The sequence below is a fragment of the Streptococcus sp. oral taxon 431 genome (genome assembly GCF_001553685.1).
Taxonomy (GTDB): Bacteria; Bacillota; Bacilli; order Lactobacillales; family Streptococcaceae; genus Streptococcus.
In genome coordinates this window covers 1,242,411-1,257,932 of sequence record NZ_CP014264.1, presented here as the reverse complement: position 1 = coordinate 1,257,932, position 15,522 = coordinate 1,242,411, and the positions used below count along the sequence as shown (strand labels likewise).

Genomic DNA, 15,522 nt, shown 5'->3' with positions numbered 1-15,522 from the left:
ACTTAGAAGGTGAAAGAAAAGGCGGTGGGACAGAAATCGATAGACAAAGTCTTAATTTCGTAGTCCCAGCCTCGCGAGGATGATTAGGAGCTTTTTTGAGTCTAAAAGACGAACAAAAAGTTCAATCAGCTACCGCGTCAAATTATGATTGATAATAAAAAGTGAGGTCGGGATCTTTTTGTCCCAACCTCTTTTTAGGTGACTAGCATTTTTTTGACCTAGTTTTTATGTTATTTACCCAGACAAAATTGGCTGAACAACTGTGTAATGAGTTCATCTGGAGCAGCATCACCAGTGATTTCTCCGAGTATTTCCCAAGTACGTGTCAAATCAACTTGAAGCAGGTCGACTGGCATGCCCAATTCAAGACCTTCGTTAACAGCTTGCAGGCTTTCAACTGCCTTTTCAATTAATGAAATATGACGGGCGTTGGATAGATAGGTAGCATCTTGTTCGACCAAGCCTGCGTTTTCAAAGAAAAGGTTGTTAATCCGTTCTTCAATCTTATCGATGTTTTGGTTTTTAAGGACTGAAATACGAATAACGTCTTCAGGTAGTTCCGAAGTTTCAATCGCTTCAGGCAGGTCAGTTTTGTTAAGTAGGATGATACGGTTGGTATCTTGGCTGATTTCAAGAAGTTGTCGGTCTTGGGCAGTTAGTGGTTCACTAGCATTTAGAACCAGTAGAACCAAGTCAGCTTCCTTGAGGGCTTTCTTGGAGCGCTCGACACCGATTTGTTCGACGACATCATCTGTTTCACGAATACCAGCAGTATCAATCAACTTCAGTGGAACACCGTTGATGTTGACGTATTCTTCGATGACATCTCTAGTAGTACCAGCGATGTCAGTTACAATGGCCTTATCTTCACGCAGGAGGTTGTTGAGGAGACTAGACTTCCCAACGTTAGGGCGTCCAATGATAGCCGTTGAAATTCCTTCGCGGAGAATCTTCCCACGACGTGCCGTTTTTAAGAGATTGGTTAAGAGTTGTTCAAACTCCATAGTTTTTTCACGGACAACAGCAGTAGTGGCTTCTTCCACATCGTCATACTCAGGATAGTCGATATTAACCTCTACTTGTGCTAGTGTATTGAGGATTTCCTGACGAGTATTATTAATCAAGTCAGATAGAGAACCGTCTAATTGTTTGACCGCTATATTCATAGCCTTATCAGTCTTGGCGCGTATGATATCCATAACAGCTTCAGCCTGAGTCAAGTCCACACGACCGTTGAGGAAGGCACGCTTGGTAAATTCTCCAGGTTCTGCCATGCGTGCCCCTTCACGGATAGCCAATTGCAGGATTTCATTGGTTACGGCAATCCCACCATGGGTGTTAATCTCGATAATATCTTCACGAGTGAAGGTCTTTGGAGACTTCATAGCTCCCACCATAACCTCATCCATAACCTTGCCTGTCTGTGGATCAACGATGTGTCCGTAGTTTAGCGTGTGACTGGCAATCTTGCTTAAGTCTTTGCCTTTAAAGATTTTCTGCGCAATGGCAAAACTATCCGTTCCGCTTAGGCGGACTATCCCAATAGCACCTTCACCAAGCGGTGTCGAGATGGCTGCAATGGTATCAAATTCCCGTGTAATCATTTTAATTCCTTTATAGTTTATTTGTTTGTATAGACTAATATCTCTTCAAATTGTAACAAATTTTAGTATTTTCTTCAATGAATGTTACTTATAAAGAAAAGCCTAAGCAGATTGCTTAAGCTTTACTTAGTGCGCATTTCACCTTGTGGGAAATAGGTTCCTTCAGGCATATCGTTGATAATGACATGAACAGCAGATTGAGGTGCACCAGTGTTGCGAACAACAGCTTCCGTAACTTCCTTGGCTAGGGCTTTCTTTTGCTCTAACGTGCGTCCTTCAAATAAATCGATGCGTACAAATGGCATAATTACGTCCTCCACTAGTTATTTGATTTCTTCTATTTTACCACAATTTGCCGTTTAAAGCTTTGAGAAAATATGGTATACTATGGTATACTAGAATGTAGCAAAAATTTAGAAATGGACGTGAAATAGAAGCATGGCACAGTTGTATTATCGTTATGGGACTATGAACTCAGGAAAAACGATTGAGATTCTCAAGGTAGCCTATAACTATGAGGAGCAAGGAAAGGGAGTTGTGATAATGACTTCGGCTCTGGATACGCGTGACGGTGTTGGCTATGTTTCAAGTCGAATTGGGATGAAAAGACCAGCAGTTGCTATTGAGGAAACAACGGATATCTTTGGATTTATCCGAGATTTACCTGAAATGCCTTACTGTGTACTTGTCGATGAAGCCCAATTTTTAAAGCGTCACCATGTTTACGACCTAGCTCGTGTTGTCGATGAGTTAGACATACCTGTCATGGCATTTGGTTTAAAAAATGATTTTCGCAACGAACTATTCGAAGGTTCAAAATATCTTCTGCTCTTAGCAGATAAGATTGACGAAATCAAGACCATTTGCCAGTATTGCAAGAAAAAAGCGACCATGGTGTTGCGTACGCAGAATGGTCTGCCAGTCTATGATGGTGAGCAGATCCAGATAGGTGGCAATGAAACCTATATTTCGGTTTGCCGTAAACATTATTTTGCCCCACTGATAACATCTAAAAAGGAACAAGACTATGACAATTGAACTAAGAGATGTTACAATGGAAAATTATTTTGATGTTCTGCATTTAGATGTTAAGGAATATCAAAAACAATTTATTGCTAGCAACGCAATTAGTTTAGCTGAAGCATATGTCTACACAAAAAATGGAGATTTTGTAGCTCCATTGGCAGTTTACGATAATGATGCAATCATAGGTTTTGTGATGTTAGCTTATGATAAAAAAATCGGAATTAGTAATGGAAATTATTTACTACTTCGTTTCATGATTGACAAGCATTTTCAAGATCAAGGATATTTTAAACCAATTATGGATAAGGTGCTAGACTATGTTCGGACAGCGCCAGCAGTTTTATCCAATAAACTTTGGTTGTCTTATGAACCAGAAAATGAACATGCAAGATCTTGTTATCTCAGTTATGGATTTAAAGAAACTGGGGAAATATTTGAGAACGAAGTAGTAGCCATATACGATTTAACAATTGAAAATTAAGGAGAAAAAATGAACATCTATGATCAACTACAAACTGTAGAAGACCGTTATGAAGAGTTGGGAGAATTGCTGAGCGACCCTGATGTGGTCTCTGATACCAAGCGTTTCATGGAGCTTTCAAAAGAGGAAGCTTCTACTCGTGATACCGTAACTGCCTACCGCGAATACAAACAAGTCCTTCAAAACATTATCGATGCCGAAGAGATGATTAAAGAATCAGGCGGAGATGCGGACTTGGAAGAAATGGCCAAACAAGAATTGAAAGATGCTAAGGCTGAAAAAGAAGAGTACGAAGAAAAACTGAAAATCTTGCTCCTTCCTAAAGATCCAAACGATGACAAGAATATCATCCTTGAAATCCGTGGCGCTGCTGGTGGAGACGAAGCAGCACTTTTCGCTGGAGATTTGCTAACCATGTACCAAAAATATGCTGAAGCCCAAGGCTGGCGCTTTGAAGTCATGGAGGCTTCAATGAATGGTGTTGGTGGTTTCAAGGAAGTGGTTGCTATGGTATCAGGTCAGTCTGTATACTCTAAGCTTAAGTATGAGTCTGGTGCCCATCGTGTTCAACGTGTCCCTGTGACAGAAAGCCAAGGGCGTGTTCATACCTCTACAGCGACAGTTCTCGTTATGCCTGAAGTGGAAGAAGTAGAGTACGATATTGATCCAAAAGACCTTCGTGTGGATATCTACCACGCTTCTGGTGCTGGTGGACAGAACGTCAACAAGGTTGCGACTGCTGTTCGTATCGTTCACTTGCCAACCAATATCAAGGTTGAAATGCAGGAAGAACGTACCCAGCAGAAAAACCGTGAAAAAGCTATGAAGATCATCCGTGCGCGTGTTGCTGACCACTTTGCTCAAATTGCCCAAGATGAGCAAGACGCTGAGCGTAAGTCTACAATCGGTACAGGTGACCGTTCAGAACGTATCCGTACTTATAACTTCCCGCAAAACCGTGTAACAGACCACCGTATCGGCTTGACTCTTCAAAAACTCGATACTATCTTGTCTGGTAAACTAGATGAAGTTGTGGATGCCTTGGTTCTTTATGATCAAACACAAAAATTGGAAGAATTAAACAAATAATGAAACTAGCTCAAATGTTTAAAGATTTTGAGGAAAAGTTGATAGCACAAGGAGAGGAAGCAGAAAGCCTCTCCTTTGTCTATCGTAGCCTGAAAAAACTATCTTTTACAGACTTTGTCTTTGCTCTTCAGCAAGAAGTAACAGAGGAAGAAAGACAGTTTGTAGAGGAAATTTACACGAAACTAGCAAATCATATACCTGCCCAGTACATTATCGGCTATGCTGAATTCTTTGGGATGCAGTTAAAAGTAGATGAGCGGGTCTTGATTCCCCGTCCAGAGACAGAAGAGTTGGTGGAGCTCATCCTGGCTGAGAATCCGAAGGATAATCTCAAAGTTCTGGATATTGGAACTGGGAGTGGTGCTATCGCTCTTGCTTTAACTAAAAATAGACCAGATTGGACTATCACGGCAGCTGATATTTCTCAGGATGCTTTGGATTTGGCGCTGGAAAACGCTAATAATCAAGGTCTAACATTATTCTTTATTAAATCTAACTGTTTCTCCGAAATTTCTTCAAAATATGATATAATTGTATCCAATCCACCTTACATATCTCGAGTAGATGAGGCAGAAGTAGGTTTGAATGTTCTCCATTCAGAGCCACATGTAGCCCTCTTTGCAGATGAGGATGGTCTAGCGATCTATCGCAGAATCGCGGAAGAATCAAAGGACTATCTAAATGATGGTGGTAAGATTTATCTTGAAATTGGCTACAAACAAGGACAAAGCGTTCCAGCTCTTTTCAAGGAAAATTTTCCTGAGAAGCGAGTTCGAACTCTGAAAGACCAATTTGGCCAAGATAGGATGGTTGTCATTGATGATGGAGAAAATTAAACACGAGTTGGAAAAAGGTGAAGCTGTTGTTTTGCCAACGGAGACAGTTTATGGACTTTTTGCAAAAGCATTGGATGAAAAGGCTGTTGACCATGTTTATCAGCTTAAATGTCGTCCAAGAGATAAGGCGCTTAATCTGAATGTCGCTAGTCTAGACGATATCTTGAACTTTTCTAAGAATCAGCCACTTTATCTCAATAAACTGGTTGAAAGTTTTTTGCCAGGCCCTTTGACCATTATCTTAGAAGCTAATGACAAGGTTCCTTACTGGGTCAATTCAGATTTGACGACTGTTGGATTTCGCATGCCGAGTCATCCAGTAACTCTGGAGTTGATTCGTAAATTTGGTCCCTTAATCGGACCTTCCGCCAATATCTCAGGTCAATCAAGTGGAGTAAATTTTCACAAGATTCTTCATGATTTTGACCAAGAGGTCTTGGGACTTGAAGACGATGTATTTTTAACAGGTCAGGATTCGACTATTTTAGACTTATCTGGTGACAAGGTAAAGATTCTACGTCAAGGAGCGATTACTCGAGAGGATATCCTTGCCAAGATACCAACAATTCCTTTTGAGGAGGTATAATATGCTACGTGATTTGAAAACAACTGATGTTGCAGCTATTTGTGAGATTAACAAAGAAGCTTTAGGTTATTCGTTTAGTTTAGAGGAAACGGCTAGTCAACTAGCTAAGTTATCTCAGGACTCTCATCACTACCTACTGGGTTTCGAGGATTCGACCAGCCATGACTTACTTGGTTATGTTCATGCCGAGGTTTATGAATCCCTTTATTCAAAACCAGGTTTTAATATCCTAGCTTTAGCTGTTTTGCCTCAAACACAGGGTCAGGGTATCGGAAAAACTTTGCTCCAAGGATTGGAACAAGAAGCAAAAAAACGAGGCTATAACTTTATTCGCTTAAATTCTGCAGACCATCGTCTGGGTGCCCATGCATTTTACGAAAAAGTTGGTTATACTTGTGATAAAGTGCAGAAACGGTTTATTCGCATCTTTTAGTATATTTTCTTAAACTAAAGGACCAGTCACACTATAAAGGAGAAGACCTATGATTTTTGACAAAGATGATTTTAAAGCTTATGATGCAGATCTTTGGAATGCCATTGCCAAAGAAGAGGAACGTCAACAAAACAATATTGAGTTAATTGCGTCTGAAAATGTTGTTTCTAAGGCTGTTATGGCGGCTCAAGGGTCTATCTTGACTAATAAATACGCCGAAGGTTACCCAGGACGTCGTTATTACGGTGGTACTGATGTAGTAGATGTCGTTGAAAGTCTAGCTATTGAACGTGCAAAAGAAATCTTTGGTGCCAAGTTTGCCAATGTCCAACCTCACTCAGGAAGTCAAGCCAACTGTGCGGCTTACATGGCTTTGATTGAGCCAGGTGATACGGTCATGGGGATGGATTTGGCAGCAGGTGGGCACTTGACCCACGGAGCTCCTGTAAGCTTCTCTGGTCAAACCTACAACTTTGTTTCTTATAGTGTTGATCCTGAGACCGAACTTTTAGACTTTGACGCCATCTTGAAACAAGCTCAAGAAGTGAAACCCAAACTAATCGTAGCAGGGGCTTCAGCTTATTCTCAAATTATTGATTTTTCAAAATTCCGTGAAATTGCTGATGCTGTTGGTGCTAAACTCATGGTCGATATGGCGCACATTGCTGGTTTGGTTGCTGCAGGTCTTCATCCAAGTCCAGTCCCTTATGCACATATTACAACAACAACGACCCACAAAACCCTTCGTGGACCACGTGGTGGTTTGATTTTGACTAATGACGAAGACCTTGCTAAGAAGATTAATTCAGCTATTTTCCCAGGTATCCAAGGTGGGCCATTAGAGCACGTTGTTGCTGCTAAGGCTGTTGCCTTCAAAGAGGTATTGGACCCAGCCTTCAAGGAATATGCAGCAAATGTTATTAAGAACAGCAAGGCTATGGCAGAAGTCTTCTTACAAGACCCTGATTTCCGTATTATCTCTGGTGGTACTGAAAATCACCTCTTTCTAGTTGATGTAACTAAGGTTGTAGAAAATGGAAAAGTCGCTCAAAACTTGCTAGATGAGGTCAATATTACTCTAAATAAAAACTCAATTCCATACGAAACTTTGTCACCATTTAAGACAAGTGGTATTCGTATCGGGGCAGCAGCAACAACTGCACGTGGTTTTGGTGAAGAAGAAAGTCGTAAAGTGGCTGAGCTTATCATTAAAGCCCTTAAAAATGCAGAAAATGAAGCTATTTTAGATGAAGTAAGAAGCGAAGTCAAAGTCTTGACAGATGCCTTCCCATTATACGAGGACTAAAATTTTTATGGACATTTATATTAAGAAAGCTATTATCCATCAGTTCAGCCCTGATGACACAGAGTTGTTTCTAGCGGATAAATTTCTCAATATCACTCCAAAAATCGAGGAATACCTACGCAAGAAAATCGAACGTGTGTATTCAGATGAAGCCAAGACTGGGATTTTCGAAGAAGAAAATCCCTTCTTCAATCAAATCACAGATGATTTATTGGAGACGTCGGTGACACTGGCAAATCTCTGGAAAGAGGAATTCAGCATTTCTGAAAATCTCAAGACCAATGACTTGATTTTTGTGCAATTTTCCAAAGAAGGAGTAGAGCATTTTGCCTTCCTACGCATTGCCCTGCGTGAGACCTTGACTCATCTTGGAGGAGAAGTTGATAATCCAATCAAGCTGACTCAGAATAACCTGCCTGGATTTGGTACAGGGGCTGACGAGGCCTTGGTGCTCAATCTTCAAAGCCGAAAATATCACCTGATTGAGAAACGAATCAAGTATAACGGGACTTTTTTGAACTATTTTTCTGAGAATCTGATACAGGCTCAGCCAAAAATTTCACCTAAGAAGTCAATCAAGGAACTTGAAAAAACAGCTCAGAGAATTGCTGAAACATTTAATACAGATGATTTTCAGTTTCAATCCAAGGTTAAGTCTGCTATTTTCAACAACCTTGAAGAAAGCAATGAATTGTCTCCTGAAAAATTGGCAAATGACCTTTTTGACAACAATCTCACTGCACGTCTTAGCTTTATTGATCAAGTCAAGGAAGCAGTACCAGAGCCAGTTCAGTTTGATGAAATCGATGCTAGTCGCCAATTAAAGAAATTTGAAAACCAAAAACTTTCTCTGTCAAATGGGATTGAATTAATTGTACCCAATAATATTTACCAAGATGCTGAGTCGGTCGAATTTATCCAAAATGAAAATGGGACCTACTCTATCTTAATCAAAAACATCGAGGATATACAAAGCAAATAATGTTTAAATTTATAAGAAGGGTCTTGGTGCTTGTTCTTATCTTATTTACTGGTTATAAACTTTTTCATATGTATCGGGATGTGAAGCAGGTCATGACCTATCAATCCTTGGTACGAGAGGTTTTAAGTGAGCAAGATACGCCAGCAAATGAAGAACTAGTCCTGGCCATGATTTATACCGAAACCAAAGGTAAAGAAAGCGACGTGATGCAGTCTAGTGAGTCTGCTAGCGGAACTACAAATACAATCTCTGACAATAGGAGTAGTATTCGTCAGGGAATTCAAACATTGACTGAAAATCTTTATTTAGCACAAGAAAAGGGGGTAGATGTTTGGACTGCTGTACAAGCCTATAACTTTGGTCCAGCTTATATTGATTTTATCGCCCAAAATGGGAAAGAAAATACCCTTGCACTAGCCAAGAAATACTCAAGAGATACCGTTGCGCCAACTTTAGGAAATACAACTGGAAAAACCTATCGCTACATCAATCCAATTTCCATCTTTCAAGGTGGAGAACTTTATGTAGATGGAGGGAACTATTATTACTCTAGACAGGTTCAACTAAATCTCTACATTATTAAATTTTTTAATCTATTTTAAGCACTTAGAAAATTCTAGGTGCTTTTATAAGCTTTCTTTAAGGCTAATCGACTATCCTAGATAGGAAAAGGAGGAAAGTCTCATGCGAAAGAAATTCTTTCTGACTAGTGCTGCAGTTCTTTTAGCAGTTGCAACTTTGCAAAGCGCTCAAGCAGCCACTGATGTTCAAAAAGTAATTGATGAAACTTATGTTCAACCTGAGTACGTCTTGGGTTCTTCTCTTACTGAAGATCAAAAAAATCAAACATTAAAAAAACTCGGCTATAATGCCTCTACAGATACCAAAGAACTGAAGACTATGACGCCAGATGTCTACTCAAAGATTATGAACGTCGCCAATGACTCTAGTCTCCAGCTCTATTCGTCTGCCAAAATTCAAAAATTAGGTGAAAAATCTCCACTTGAAGTGAAGATTGAAACCCCTGAAAATATCACTAAAGTGACCCAAGACATGTACCGTAATGCGGCCGTTACCTTGGGTGTGGAACATGCTCGTATAACCGTAGCTGCTCCAATCCCTGTAACAGGTGAAAGTGCCCTAGCAGGTATTTACTATTCATTAGAAGCTAATGGTGTTCAACTTCCTCAAGAAAATAAAGACCTAGCTCAGGAAGAGCTAAAAGCCTTGTCAGACATTAACGATGAAAACAAGGACAAATCAGGCTATGATGCTAATAAACTCAATGTAGCCCTTGCCGATATCAAATCTGCTATCGCTAAGGCTAAAGAGTCCAAGGGTGAGCTTACTGAAGATGATGTTCGTAAGATTGTAGAAGATACATTGAAAAATTATAAGCTAGATCAGGTTATAACAGGAAATCAGATCAATATCATCATCAACTTTGCCTTTAATCTTTCAAAGAGTGATATTCTGAATAACGAAGACTTCACAAAGACCCTAAAAGATTTGAAACAAAGTATCGTTGCACAAGCAGGTGATAGTTTCAGCAATATTGACCTTAACTTTGATGCTAATAAAGCATTTGAGGATGGGGGCAATATTCTTAGTGCTATTTGGCAAGCAATTGTAAACTTTTTCAAGAGTTTTGGTGCTTAGGTTAATTCATGGTATAATAGATGGTAACAGAACAGTTGCCGTCTTTTTTTCGGCACATAGAAAGTGAAAAATATGTTAAAGAAAAATGATATTGTAGAAGTTGAGATTGTCGATTTGACCCATGAAGGAGCAGGTGTTGCCAAGGTCGATGGCTTGGTCTTTTTTGTAGAAAATGTATTACCGACTGAGAAAATCCTTATGCGTGTCCTTAAAGTCAACAAGAAGATTGGCTTTGGTAAAGTCGAGGAATACCTTACGCAATCACCACATCGCAACCAAGATTTAGATTTGGCTTACCTGCGTTCAGGGATCGCCGACTTGGGACATCTAGCTTATCCAGAACAACTCAAGTTCAAAACCAAGCAAGTAAAAGATAGCCTCTATAAAATTGCAGGAATCAGGGATGTAGAGGTTGCTGATACTCTTGGTATGGAAAATCCTATCAAGTATCGCAACAAGGCTCAGGTTCCTGTTCGTCGCGTTAATGGTGTTCTGGAGACTGGTTTCTTCCGTAAGAATTCTCATGACCTTATGCCACTGGAGGATTTTTACATTCAGGATCCAGTTATTGACCAGGTTATTGTGGCTTTACGAGATTTGCTTCGCCACTATGATTTGAAGCCTTATGATGAAAAAGAACAATCTGGTTTGATTCGCAATCTTGTAGTCCGTCGTGGTCATCATTCAGGACAAATAATGGTCATTTTGGTAACAACTCGTCCTAAAGTTTTCAGAGTAGAACAGGTGATTGAACAACTGATCAAGCAATTTCCAGAAATTGTGTCTGTTATGCAGAATATCAATGACCAGAATACCAATGCGATTTTCGGGAAAGAATGGCGTACGCTTTATGGTCGAGATTACATTACTGACCAAATGTTGGGCAATGATTTCCAAATCTCTGGACCAGCCTTTTACCAGGTCAATACAGAAATGGCAGAGAAGCTCTATCAGACAGCCATTGACTTTGCAGAGATAAGCGTAGATGATGTGGTTATTGACGCCTATTCAGGAATTGGAACTATTGGATTATCCGTCGCTAAGCATGTCAAGGAAGTTTATGGTGTAGAGGTTATACCAGAAGCAGTAGAGAATAGCAAGAAGAATGCTGCCTTAAACAGTATCACCAATGCCCACTATGTCTGTGATACTGCTGAAAATGCCATGAAGAATTGGCTCAAGGAAGGTATCCAACCAACCGTTATCTTGGTTGACCCACCACGGAAGGGCTTGACCGAAAGCTTCATCAAAGCAAGTGCACAAACAGGAGCTGATCGCATCGCCTATATCTCTTGTAATGTAGCAACCATGGCTCGAGATATCAAACTCTATCAAGAGCTAGGCTATGAATTGAAGAAAGTCCAGCCAGTTGATCTTTTCCCGCAAACGCACCACGTCGAGTGTGTAAGTTTGTTAGTGAAACGTGGATAATCGTTCAAAAATCAGAAGGACTAGAGATGTATATGTTATTATTATATCAAAATCCTTCTTTTAAAGATCTAGTCGCATTTGGGTCCTTAAAAGAAGGAAAAGAATTTGTATCTAAAATAACTGGATATACTCTAGAAAATGATTTTGTTCAAGGTAATAAAGTAGAAATAACGAACATTTATATGAAAGGTTTAGAGTAAACATGAGTCTCTTATTTGAAGAATTTAAAACCATTTGTTTCCATTTAAATCGAGTCGGAATTACACCGACACTGATGGGGTCTTTGGGATTGGAGTTTAGAACGAAAGAAAATTGGGGGCCGTCTGACATTGACATTCATGTGCCTGGTGACCCTAGAGGTTGGGAAGCGCCTGATCATCTCAGAATTTATGAATGGGACAAGATAATGAAAGTGATGAAAGACTTAGGCTACGTCTTAATAGATATTCATGAGCATGAATTCAAAAAGGATCGAGTGAGTGTTGAATTTGGAAGTATCGATTCCTTACCTGATTTTGCAGGAGTTTCGGAATCGGATATAGAGCTTATTCACATTGAAGGCATCACTTTTCGTCTTCCAAGTCTGGAGCAGTATCTAAGTATTTACAAAGCTTCTTCTAAAGACTCCTATCGAAATGATCACAATAACAATAAGGATTTTAAAAAGATCGAGTGGCTGAAAAGTCATTTGTAAATTATCATATGAAAAGTAGTAAGTTGTTAGACGGGCTGCTATGTTATTTTTATTATCATTTTTATTGGTTAATTAATTTATACTATATTGGCTAGTAATAGAATTAGTAAGGAAAAGCAGGTGGAAAAATTGTAAAAGAGTCACAGGGACTTTTCTGGGGTGGATATCACTCATATTTTTCGGATTTAGATGGATATTATTGGGAAGTTTCTTGGGGACCCAATTTTCAATTTGATGAAAATGGACTATTGAAATTTTAGTAATTAAGGGAGATAGCAAAAATGGCTTCAAGTAAAGAATATTTAGATTTCATTTTAGAACAATTGTCCGAGTTGGAAGAAATATCATATAGAGCAATGATGGGTGAATATATAATTTATTATCGAGGGAAAATTATGGGTGGAATTTATGATGATAGATTTTTAGTGAAGCCTGTCGAATCTGCAATAGCGTATATGCCGAATGTAGAATACGAATTGCCGTATGAAGGTGCAAAGGAAATGCTATTGGTAGCTGATGTTGACAACAAAGAATATTTAACCGGCTTATTTAATTCAATGTATGATGAGTTACCTGCACCAAAACCAAAGAAAAAGAAATAATAAAAACTCAGTTTATCTAGGTAATACCATTTAACGATAACCTTATGTTAGCGTTCAAAGGGTTATAGTCATGTTTCCACATACAGACAGGACTACCTGACATACTTAGCGTTGTAGGGTTGCTGGTGCGATCTTAGTCAGTCAATAATAAAATGATATGTTTTAAGAAAAAATTATAATTTAGAAACGTGAATAAACTTGTTTAAACATTATGTATCTTTAGAAAGTGTGAAAGATTGGGCGAACAAATTTTTTTGATGGGTGGAAATCCACCGATAAAGAACCATACGATTGTTAATAAAATTGTGTCATCAAGCAAGATCGAAAGAATTGCCATTTTTACAGTTTATCGAGAAAATTGGCAACCGTATATGAAAAAGTACACGGAAGTTTTCCAAAGTCAATTTCCTAATCTAAACACTGATTACTTACTTTTGGACACTGAGCTGATTGATTTTGATAGCTATTTAGATGCTGATCTAATTATTATCGGTGGTGGAAATACGGAAAAGTATTTAGCTACTTACGTCAATCCGCAGTTCAAAAATTATATCGATCGTATGCTGAATAAAGGGGCGAAAGTTATAGGATTTTCTGCAGGAGCCCTATTATTAGGAGAAAAAGTCTATGTTTCACCTAATGATAATTCAGATCATCAGATAAAGATAAAAAATGGATTAGGACTCTTTAGTCAGTTTTTAATTAGTGTCCATTATGATTCATGGAATGATAAAGCTAATAAGGATAGAGCTGAAGAACTCGTTAATGTTCCCGTAATCCCACTAAATGATCATTCATGTCTTGTATTGGATAAACTTGGAAATATCATAGAGAAAATTGACTAGTTTCCATTATCTAAATCTTGATCTAGGTAACTAAAGTGTAGACGAACTGGATAGGTTACTAGTGAAAACTGCAAAAAGTGTTGTGAAATGAATCGGAGAGTGCTTGATGGATTTTAGTAGTAAGATAACCATAAATAAAGGCTGGTCAGATGATAAAAAATATTGTGTGACAGATCAAAATCAGCAAAAATATTTCTTGCGTGTTTCTGATAAGGATAAGTTAGATTCTAAAAAATTTGAATTTGATATGATGGAGAAGGTGGCTTCTCTTGGAGTTCCGATGTGTAAACCGATTAGCATAGAACTCTGTGATGACGAAGTGCATTCTTTACACGAATGGATAGACGGGAAAGATGCAAGAGAAACCATTTTAACTGTTTCAAAAGAACAACAATACACTTACGGAGTAGAAGCAGGAAGTATCCTTCGAAAAATTCATTCTCTTCCTGTTACAGAAGTTCGTGAAGATTGGGAATCCTTTTTTAATCGTAAAATTGATGACAAAATCAAAAAATACAAAGAATGTCCTGTTCAATATGAAAATGGTCAGATTTTTATTGATTATTTAAATGCAAATCGAGAATTGTTAAAAGATAGACCTCAGGTTTTCCAACATGGAGATTATCATATCGGGAATTTCATGATTGGTGAAGATGGAGAAATTTATGTCATAGACTTTGATCGATTTGATCTTGGAGATCCTTGGGAGGAATTCAATCGTATTGTATGGTCTGCTCAAGTCTCTCCCTCTTTTGCGTCTGGTATGATAGATGGATATTTTGATCATAAGGTTCCGGATTTATTTTGGAATCTTCTCGCTATCTATATTCTAAATAACATAGTTGGTGCTCTGCCATGGTCTGTTCCTTACGGAATCGAAGAAATAGCAGTAATGCAACATCAAGCTAAAGAAATTCTAGAGTGGTATGAAGATATGAAGCAAATCATTCCTAGTTGGTATTTGATTGAGAAAAAGGCTGAATAATAAAAGAGTTTAAATATCAATTTGAGAAAATGTCAAGATTATTTGCTTATATTATAACGAATTCAATTCTTTATCGATACCTATCGAGAATTATCTTGAAAATTGGAATGTTGTTTCGGGGTCAAGTTACATGAAAGAATATATTTTAAATTTAGAAAAAGAATTCTCTTTAATAGAAAATGGATTTAAAGAGGAAGAGCAAAGAGCTCTTGCTGACTATCTATCAAACGATAATGCGTATACTAAAGAATTAGCATTTTTAGCCTTTAAATCCAATGTATATCAAGTTAGAATGTATAGTGTATTTCTCTTCGGCCATTTGTCATCGTATGAAGAAATTTTGATCTTCATGAGGGATGAGGTTTCAAAGGATGACAATTGGAGAGTTCAAGAAGTATTAGCAAAAGCATTTGATGAATTTTGTAAGCAAACAGGTTATGAAAAATCTCTTCCGGTTATTGACGAATGGTTACAAAACAGTAATCCAAATGTTAGAAGAGCTGTTGCAGAAGGTTTGAGAATATGGACGAGTAGACCATATTTCAAGGATAATCCAGATGAAGCTATTAAACGAATCGCAACATTAAAAGAAGATTCTAGTGAATATGTTAGAAAATCAGTCGGTAATGCTTTGAGGGATATTAGCAAAAAATTTCCAGAGTTGATTAAAGAAGAACTTGGTAATTGGGATGTTAAGAGTAAAGAGGTTCAACAAGTTTACAAGTTAGCAAGTAAATTTATAAAATGATAATTCTAAAATATAAAGTTAAAAAATGGTAACTATAAAATATTTTCATTCTATAGTATAATTTTATAAAACACTCTATCATTTTCGTTCTAAAATATAGATGTTGACTAGTGCCACATGTTGAGGCAGCATCACTGCTTGTCCGAGCTGAGGTATCAGCGAAGTAGAAGCAGATGTTCTGCCCATGGGATAGCTGTCGTAGAGTAAGGAGTTTA

19 protein-coding genes and 1 pseudogene are annotated in these 15,522 nt (G+C 38.2%); 18 read left to right on the top strand and 2 right to left on the bottom strand.

The window, feature by feature from the left end; all coding sequences use genetic code 11:
• Positions 1-230: 230 nt before the first annotated feature.
• Positions 231-1,604, bottom strand: coding sequence for a tRNA uridine-5-carboxymethylaminomethyl(34) synthesis GTPase MnmE (gene mnmE / locus AXE83_RS05960; protein ID WP_060955779.1), 1,374 nt, complete (start codon positions 1,602-1,604; stop codon positions 231-233).
• A 122-nt stretch (positions 1,605-1,726) separates the two neighbouring features.
• A complete protein-coding gene (locus AXE83_RS05955) occupies positions 1,727-1,909 on the bottom strand; it encodes a 4-oxalocrotonate tautomerase (protein ID WP_001117401.1) in 183 nt (60 codons plus the stop codon).
• A 133-nt stretch (positions 1,910-2,042) separates the two neighbouring features.
• Between AXE83_RS05955 and AXE83_RS05950 the strand changes: the two genes are divergently transcribed.
• The 18 genes and pseudogenes from AXE83_RS05950 to AXE83_RS05875 all read left to right on the top strand — a co-directional run bounded on the left by AXE83_RS05950 (position 2,043) and on the right by AXE83_RS05875 (position 15,307).
• Positions 2,043-2,642: a thymidine kinase gene (locus tag AXE83_RS05950; RefSeq protein WP_049504679.1), complete on the top strand. Its 600-nt coding sequence runs from the start codon at positions 2,043-2,045 to the stop codon at positions 2,640-2,642.
• Positions 2,632-3,111, top strand: a complete 480-nt coding sequence (locus AXE83_RS05945) for a GNAT family N-acetyltransferase (RefSeq protein WP_060955778.1) — start codon at positions 2,632-2,634, stop codon at positions 3,109-3,111. Before AXE83_RS05950 ends, AXE83_RS05945 begins: the two co-directional genes overlap by 11 nt.
• Before the next feature lie 9 nt (positions 3,112-3,120).
• A complete protein-coding gene (gene prfA, locus AXE83_RS05940) occupies positions 3,121-4,200 on the top strand; it encodes a peptide chain release factor 1 (RefSeq protein WP_060955777.1) in 1,080 nt (359 codons plus the stop codon).
• Positions 4,200-5,036, top strand: a complete 837-nt coding sequence (gene prmC, locus AXE83_RS05935; protein ID WP_060955776.1) for a peptide chain release factor N(5)-glutamine methyltransferase — start codon at positions 4,200-4,202, stop codon at positions 5,034-5,036. The genes prfA and prmC overlap by 1 nt, the downstream gene beginning before the upstream one ends.
• Positions 5,020-5,622 carry an L-threonylcarbamoyladenylate synthase gene (locus AXE83_RS05930; RefSeq protein WP_060955775.1) on the top strand — a complete coding sequence of 201 codons (603 nt, stop codon included), beginning with the start codon at positions 5,020-5,022 and terminating at the stop codon, positions 5,620-5,622. The genes prmC and AXE83_RS05930 overlap by 17 nt, the downstream gene beginning before the upstream one ends.
• Before the next feature lies 1 nt (position 5,623).
• Positions 5,624-6,055, top strand: coding sequence for a GNAT family N-acetyltransferase (locus AXE83_RS05925; protein WP_049527103.1), 432 nt, complete (start codon positions 5,624-5,626; stop codon positions 6,053-6,055).
• Positions 6,056-6,104: 49 nt separating this feature from the next.
• The gene (glyA, locus tag AXE83_RS05920; RefSeq protein ID WP_060955774.1) at positions 6,105-7,361 is read left to right on the top strand and encodes a serine hydroxymethyltransferase; all 1,257 of its coding nucleotides are present in this window, start codon (positions 6,105-6,107) and stop codon (positions 7,359-7,361) included.
• A gap of 7 nt (positions 7,362-7,368) precedes the next feature.
• On the top strand, positions 7,369-8,343 hold the full coding sequence (locus AXE83_RS05915) for a nucleoid-associated protein (protein ID WP_060955773.1): 975 nt from the start codon (positions 7,369-7,371) through the stop codon (positions 8,341-8,343).
• Positions 8,343-8,945 (top strand): lysozyme family protein, encoded by a 603-nt coding sequence (locus tag AXE83_RS05910; RefSeq protein ID WP_049527108.1) that lies wholly within the window; start codon positions 8,343-8,345, stop codon positions 8,943-8,945. Before AXE83_RS05915 ends, AXE83_RS05910 begins: the two co-directional genes overlap by 1 nt.
• Before the next feature lie 82 nt (positions 8,946-9,027).
• Positions 9,028-10,002 (top strand): DUF1002 domain-containing protein, encoded by a 975-nt coding sequence (locus AXE83_RS05905; protein WP_060955772.1) that lies wholly within the window; start codon positions 9,028-9,030, stop codon positions 10,000-10,002.
• 72 nt (positions 10,003-10,074) lie between these two features.
• Complete coding sequence (gene rlmD / locus AXE83_RS05900) at positions 10,075-11,433, top strand: 23S rRNA (uracil(1939)-C(5))-methyltransferase RlmD (RefSeq protein WP_060955771.1); 1,359 nt, start codon at positions 10,075-10,077, stop codon at positions 11,431-11,433.
• A gap of 32 nt (positions 11,434-11,465) precedes the next feature.
• Complete coding sequence (locus tag AXE83_RS11200) at positions 11,466-11,633, top strand: hypothetical protein (RefSeq protein ID WP_223299854.1); 168 nt, start codon at positions 11,466-11,468, stop codon at positions 11,631-11,633.
• A gap of 2 nt (positions 11,634-11,635) precedes the next feature.
• Positions 11,636-12,127 carry a hypothetical protein gene (locus AXE83_RS05895; RefSeq protein WP_060955770.1) on the top strand — a complete coding sequence of 164 codons (492 nt, stop codon included), beginning with the start codon at positions 11,636-11,638 and terminating at the stop codon, positions 12,125-12,127.
• A 119-nt stretch (positions 12,128-12,246) separates the two neighbouring features.
• Positions 12,247-12,387 (top strand): annotated as a pseudogene (locus AXE83_RS10625) (VOC family protein); the annotation flags it as partial.
• A gap of 21 nt (positions 12,388-12,408) precedes the next feature.
• Positions 12,409-12,729, top strand: coding sequence for a TfoX/Sxy family protein (locus AXE83_RS05890; protein WP_060955769.1), 321 nt, complete (start codon positions 12,409-12,411; stop codon positions 12,727-12,729).
• Between the two features lie 236 nt (positions 12,730-12,965).
• Positions 12,966-13,574, top strand: a complete 609-nt coding sequence (locus tag AXE83_RS05885; RefSeq protein WP_150114531.1) for a Type 1 glutamine amidotransferase-like domain-containing protein — start codon at positions 12,966-12,968, stop codon at positions 13,572-13,574.
• A gap of 106 nt (positions 13,575-13,680) precedes the next feature.
• A complete protein-coding gene (locus tag AXE83_RS05880) occupies positions 13,681-14,559 on the top strand; it encodes an aminoglycoside phosphotransferase family protein (RefSeq protein WP_060955768.1) in 879 nt (292 codons plus the stop codon).
• Positions 14,560-14,689: 130 nt separating this feature from the next.
• Entirely contained in the window at positions 14,690-15,307 is a 618-nt protein-coding gene (locus AXE83_RS05875; protein ID WP_060955767.1) for a DNA alkylation repair protein, read from the top strand.
• The last annotated feature ends 215 nt before the right edge of the window (positions 15,308-15,522 follow it).

What these genes read in the sequence shown, in the direction of transcription:
- mnmE (WP_060955779.1), bottom strand. Translation starts at nt 1,604, where the DNA reads ATGATTACACGGGAATTTGATACCATTGCAGCCATCTCGACACCGCTT.
- AXE83_RS05955 (WP_001117401.1), bottom strand. Translation starts at nt 1,909, where the DNA reads ATGCCATTTGTACGCATCGATTTATTTGAAGGACGCACGTTAGAGCAA.
- AXE83_RS05950 (WP_049504679.1), top strand. Translation starts at nt 2,043, where the DNA reads ATGGCACAGTTGTATTATCGTTATGGGACTATGAACTCAGGAAAAACG.
- AXE83_RS05945 (WP_060955778.1), top strand. Translation starts at nt 2,632, where the DNA reads ATGACAATTGAACTAAGAGATGTTACAATGGAAAATTATTTTGATGTT.
- prfA (WP_060955777.1), top strand. Translation starts at nt 3,121, where the DNA reads ATGAACATCTATGATCAACTACAAACTGTAGAAGACCGTTATGAAGAG.
- prmC (WP_060955776.1), top strand. Translation starts at nt 4,200, where the DNA reads ATGAAACTAGCTCAAATGTTTAAAGATTTTGAGGAAAAGTTGATAGCA.
- AXE83_RS05930 (WP_060955775.1), top strand. Translation starts at nt 5,020, where the DNA reads ATGATGGAGAAAATTAAACACGAGTTGGAAAAAGGTGAAGCTGTTGTT.
- AXE83_RS05925 (WP_049527103.1), top strand. Translation starts at nt 5,624, where the DNA reads ATGCTACGTGATTTGAAAACAACTGATGTTGCAGCTATTTGTGAGATT.
- glyA (WP_060955774.1), top strand. Translation starts at nt 6,105, where the DNA reads ATGATTTTTGACAAAGATGATTTTAAAGCTTATGATGCAGATCTTTGG.
- AXE83_RS05915 (WP_060955773.1), top strand. Translation starts at nt 7,369, where the DNA reads ATGGACATTTATATTAAGAAAGCTATTATCCATCAGTTCAGCCCTGAT.
- AXE83_RS05910 (WP_049527108.1), top strand. Translation starts at nt 8,343, where the DNA reads ATGTTTAAATTTATAAGAAGGGTCTTGGTGCTTGTTCTTATCTTATTT.
- AXE83_RS05905 (WP_060955772.1), top strand. Translation starts at nt 9,028, where the DNA reads ATGCGAAAGAAATTCTTTCTGACTAGTGCTGCAGTTCTTTTAGCAGTT.
- rlmD (WP_060955771.1), top strand. Translation starts at nt 10,075, where the DNA reads ATGTTAAAGAAAAATGATATTGTAGAAGTTGAGATTGTCGATTTGACC.
- AXE83_RS11200 (WP_223299854.1), top strand. Translation starts at nt 11,466, where the DNA reads ATGTTATTATTATATCAAAATCCTTCTTTTAAAGATCTAGTCGCATTT.
- AXE83_RS05895 (WP_060955770.1), top strand. Translation starts at nt 11,636, where the DNA reads ATGAGTCTCTTATTTGAAGAATTTAAAACCATTTGTTTCCATTTAAAT.
- AXE83_RS05890 (WP_060955769.1), top strand. Translation starts at nt 12,409, where the DNA reads ATGGCTTCAAGTAAAGAATATTTAGATTTCATTTTAGAACAATTGTCC.
- AXE83_RS05880 (WP_060955768.1), top strand. Translation starts at nt 13,681, where the DNA reads ATGGATTTTAGTAGTAAGATAACCATAAATAAAGGCTGGTCAGATGAT.
- AXE83_RS05875 (WP_060955767.1), top strand. Translation starts at nt 14,690, where the DNA reads ATGAAAGAATATATTTTAAATTTAGAAAAAGAATTCTCTTTAATAGAA.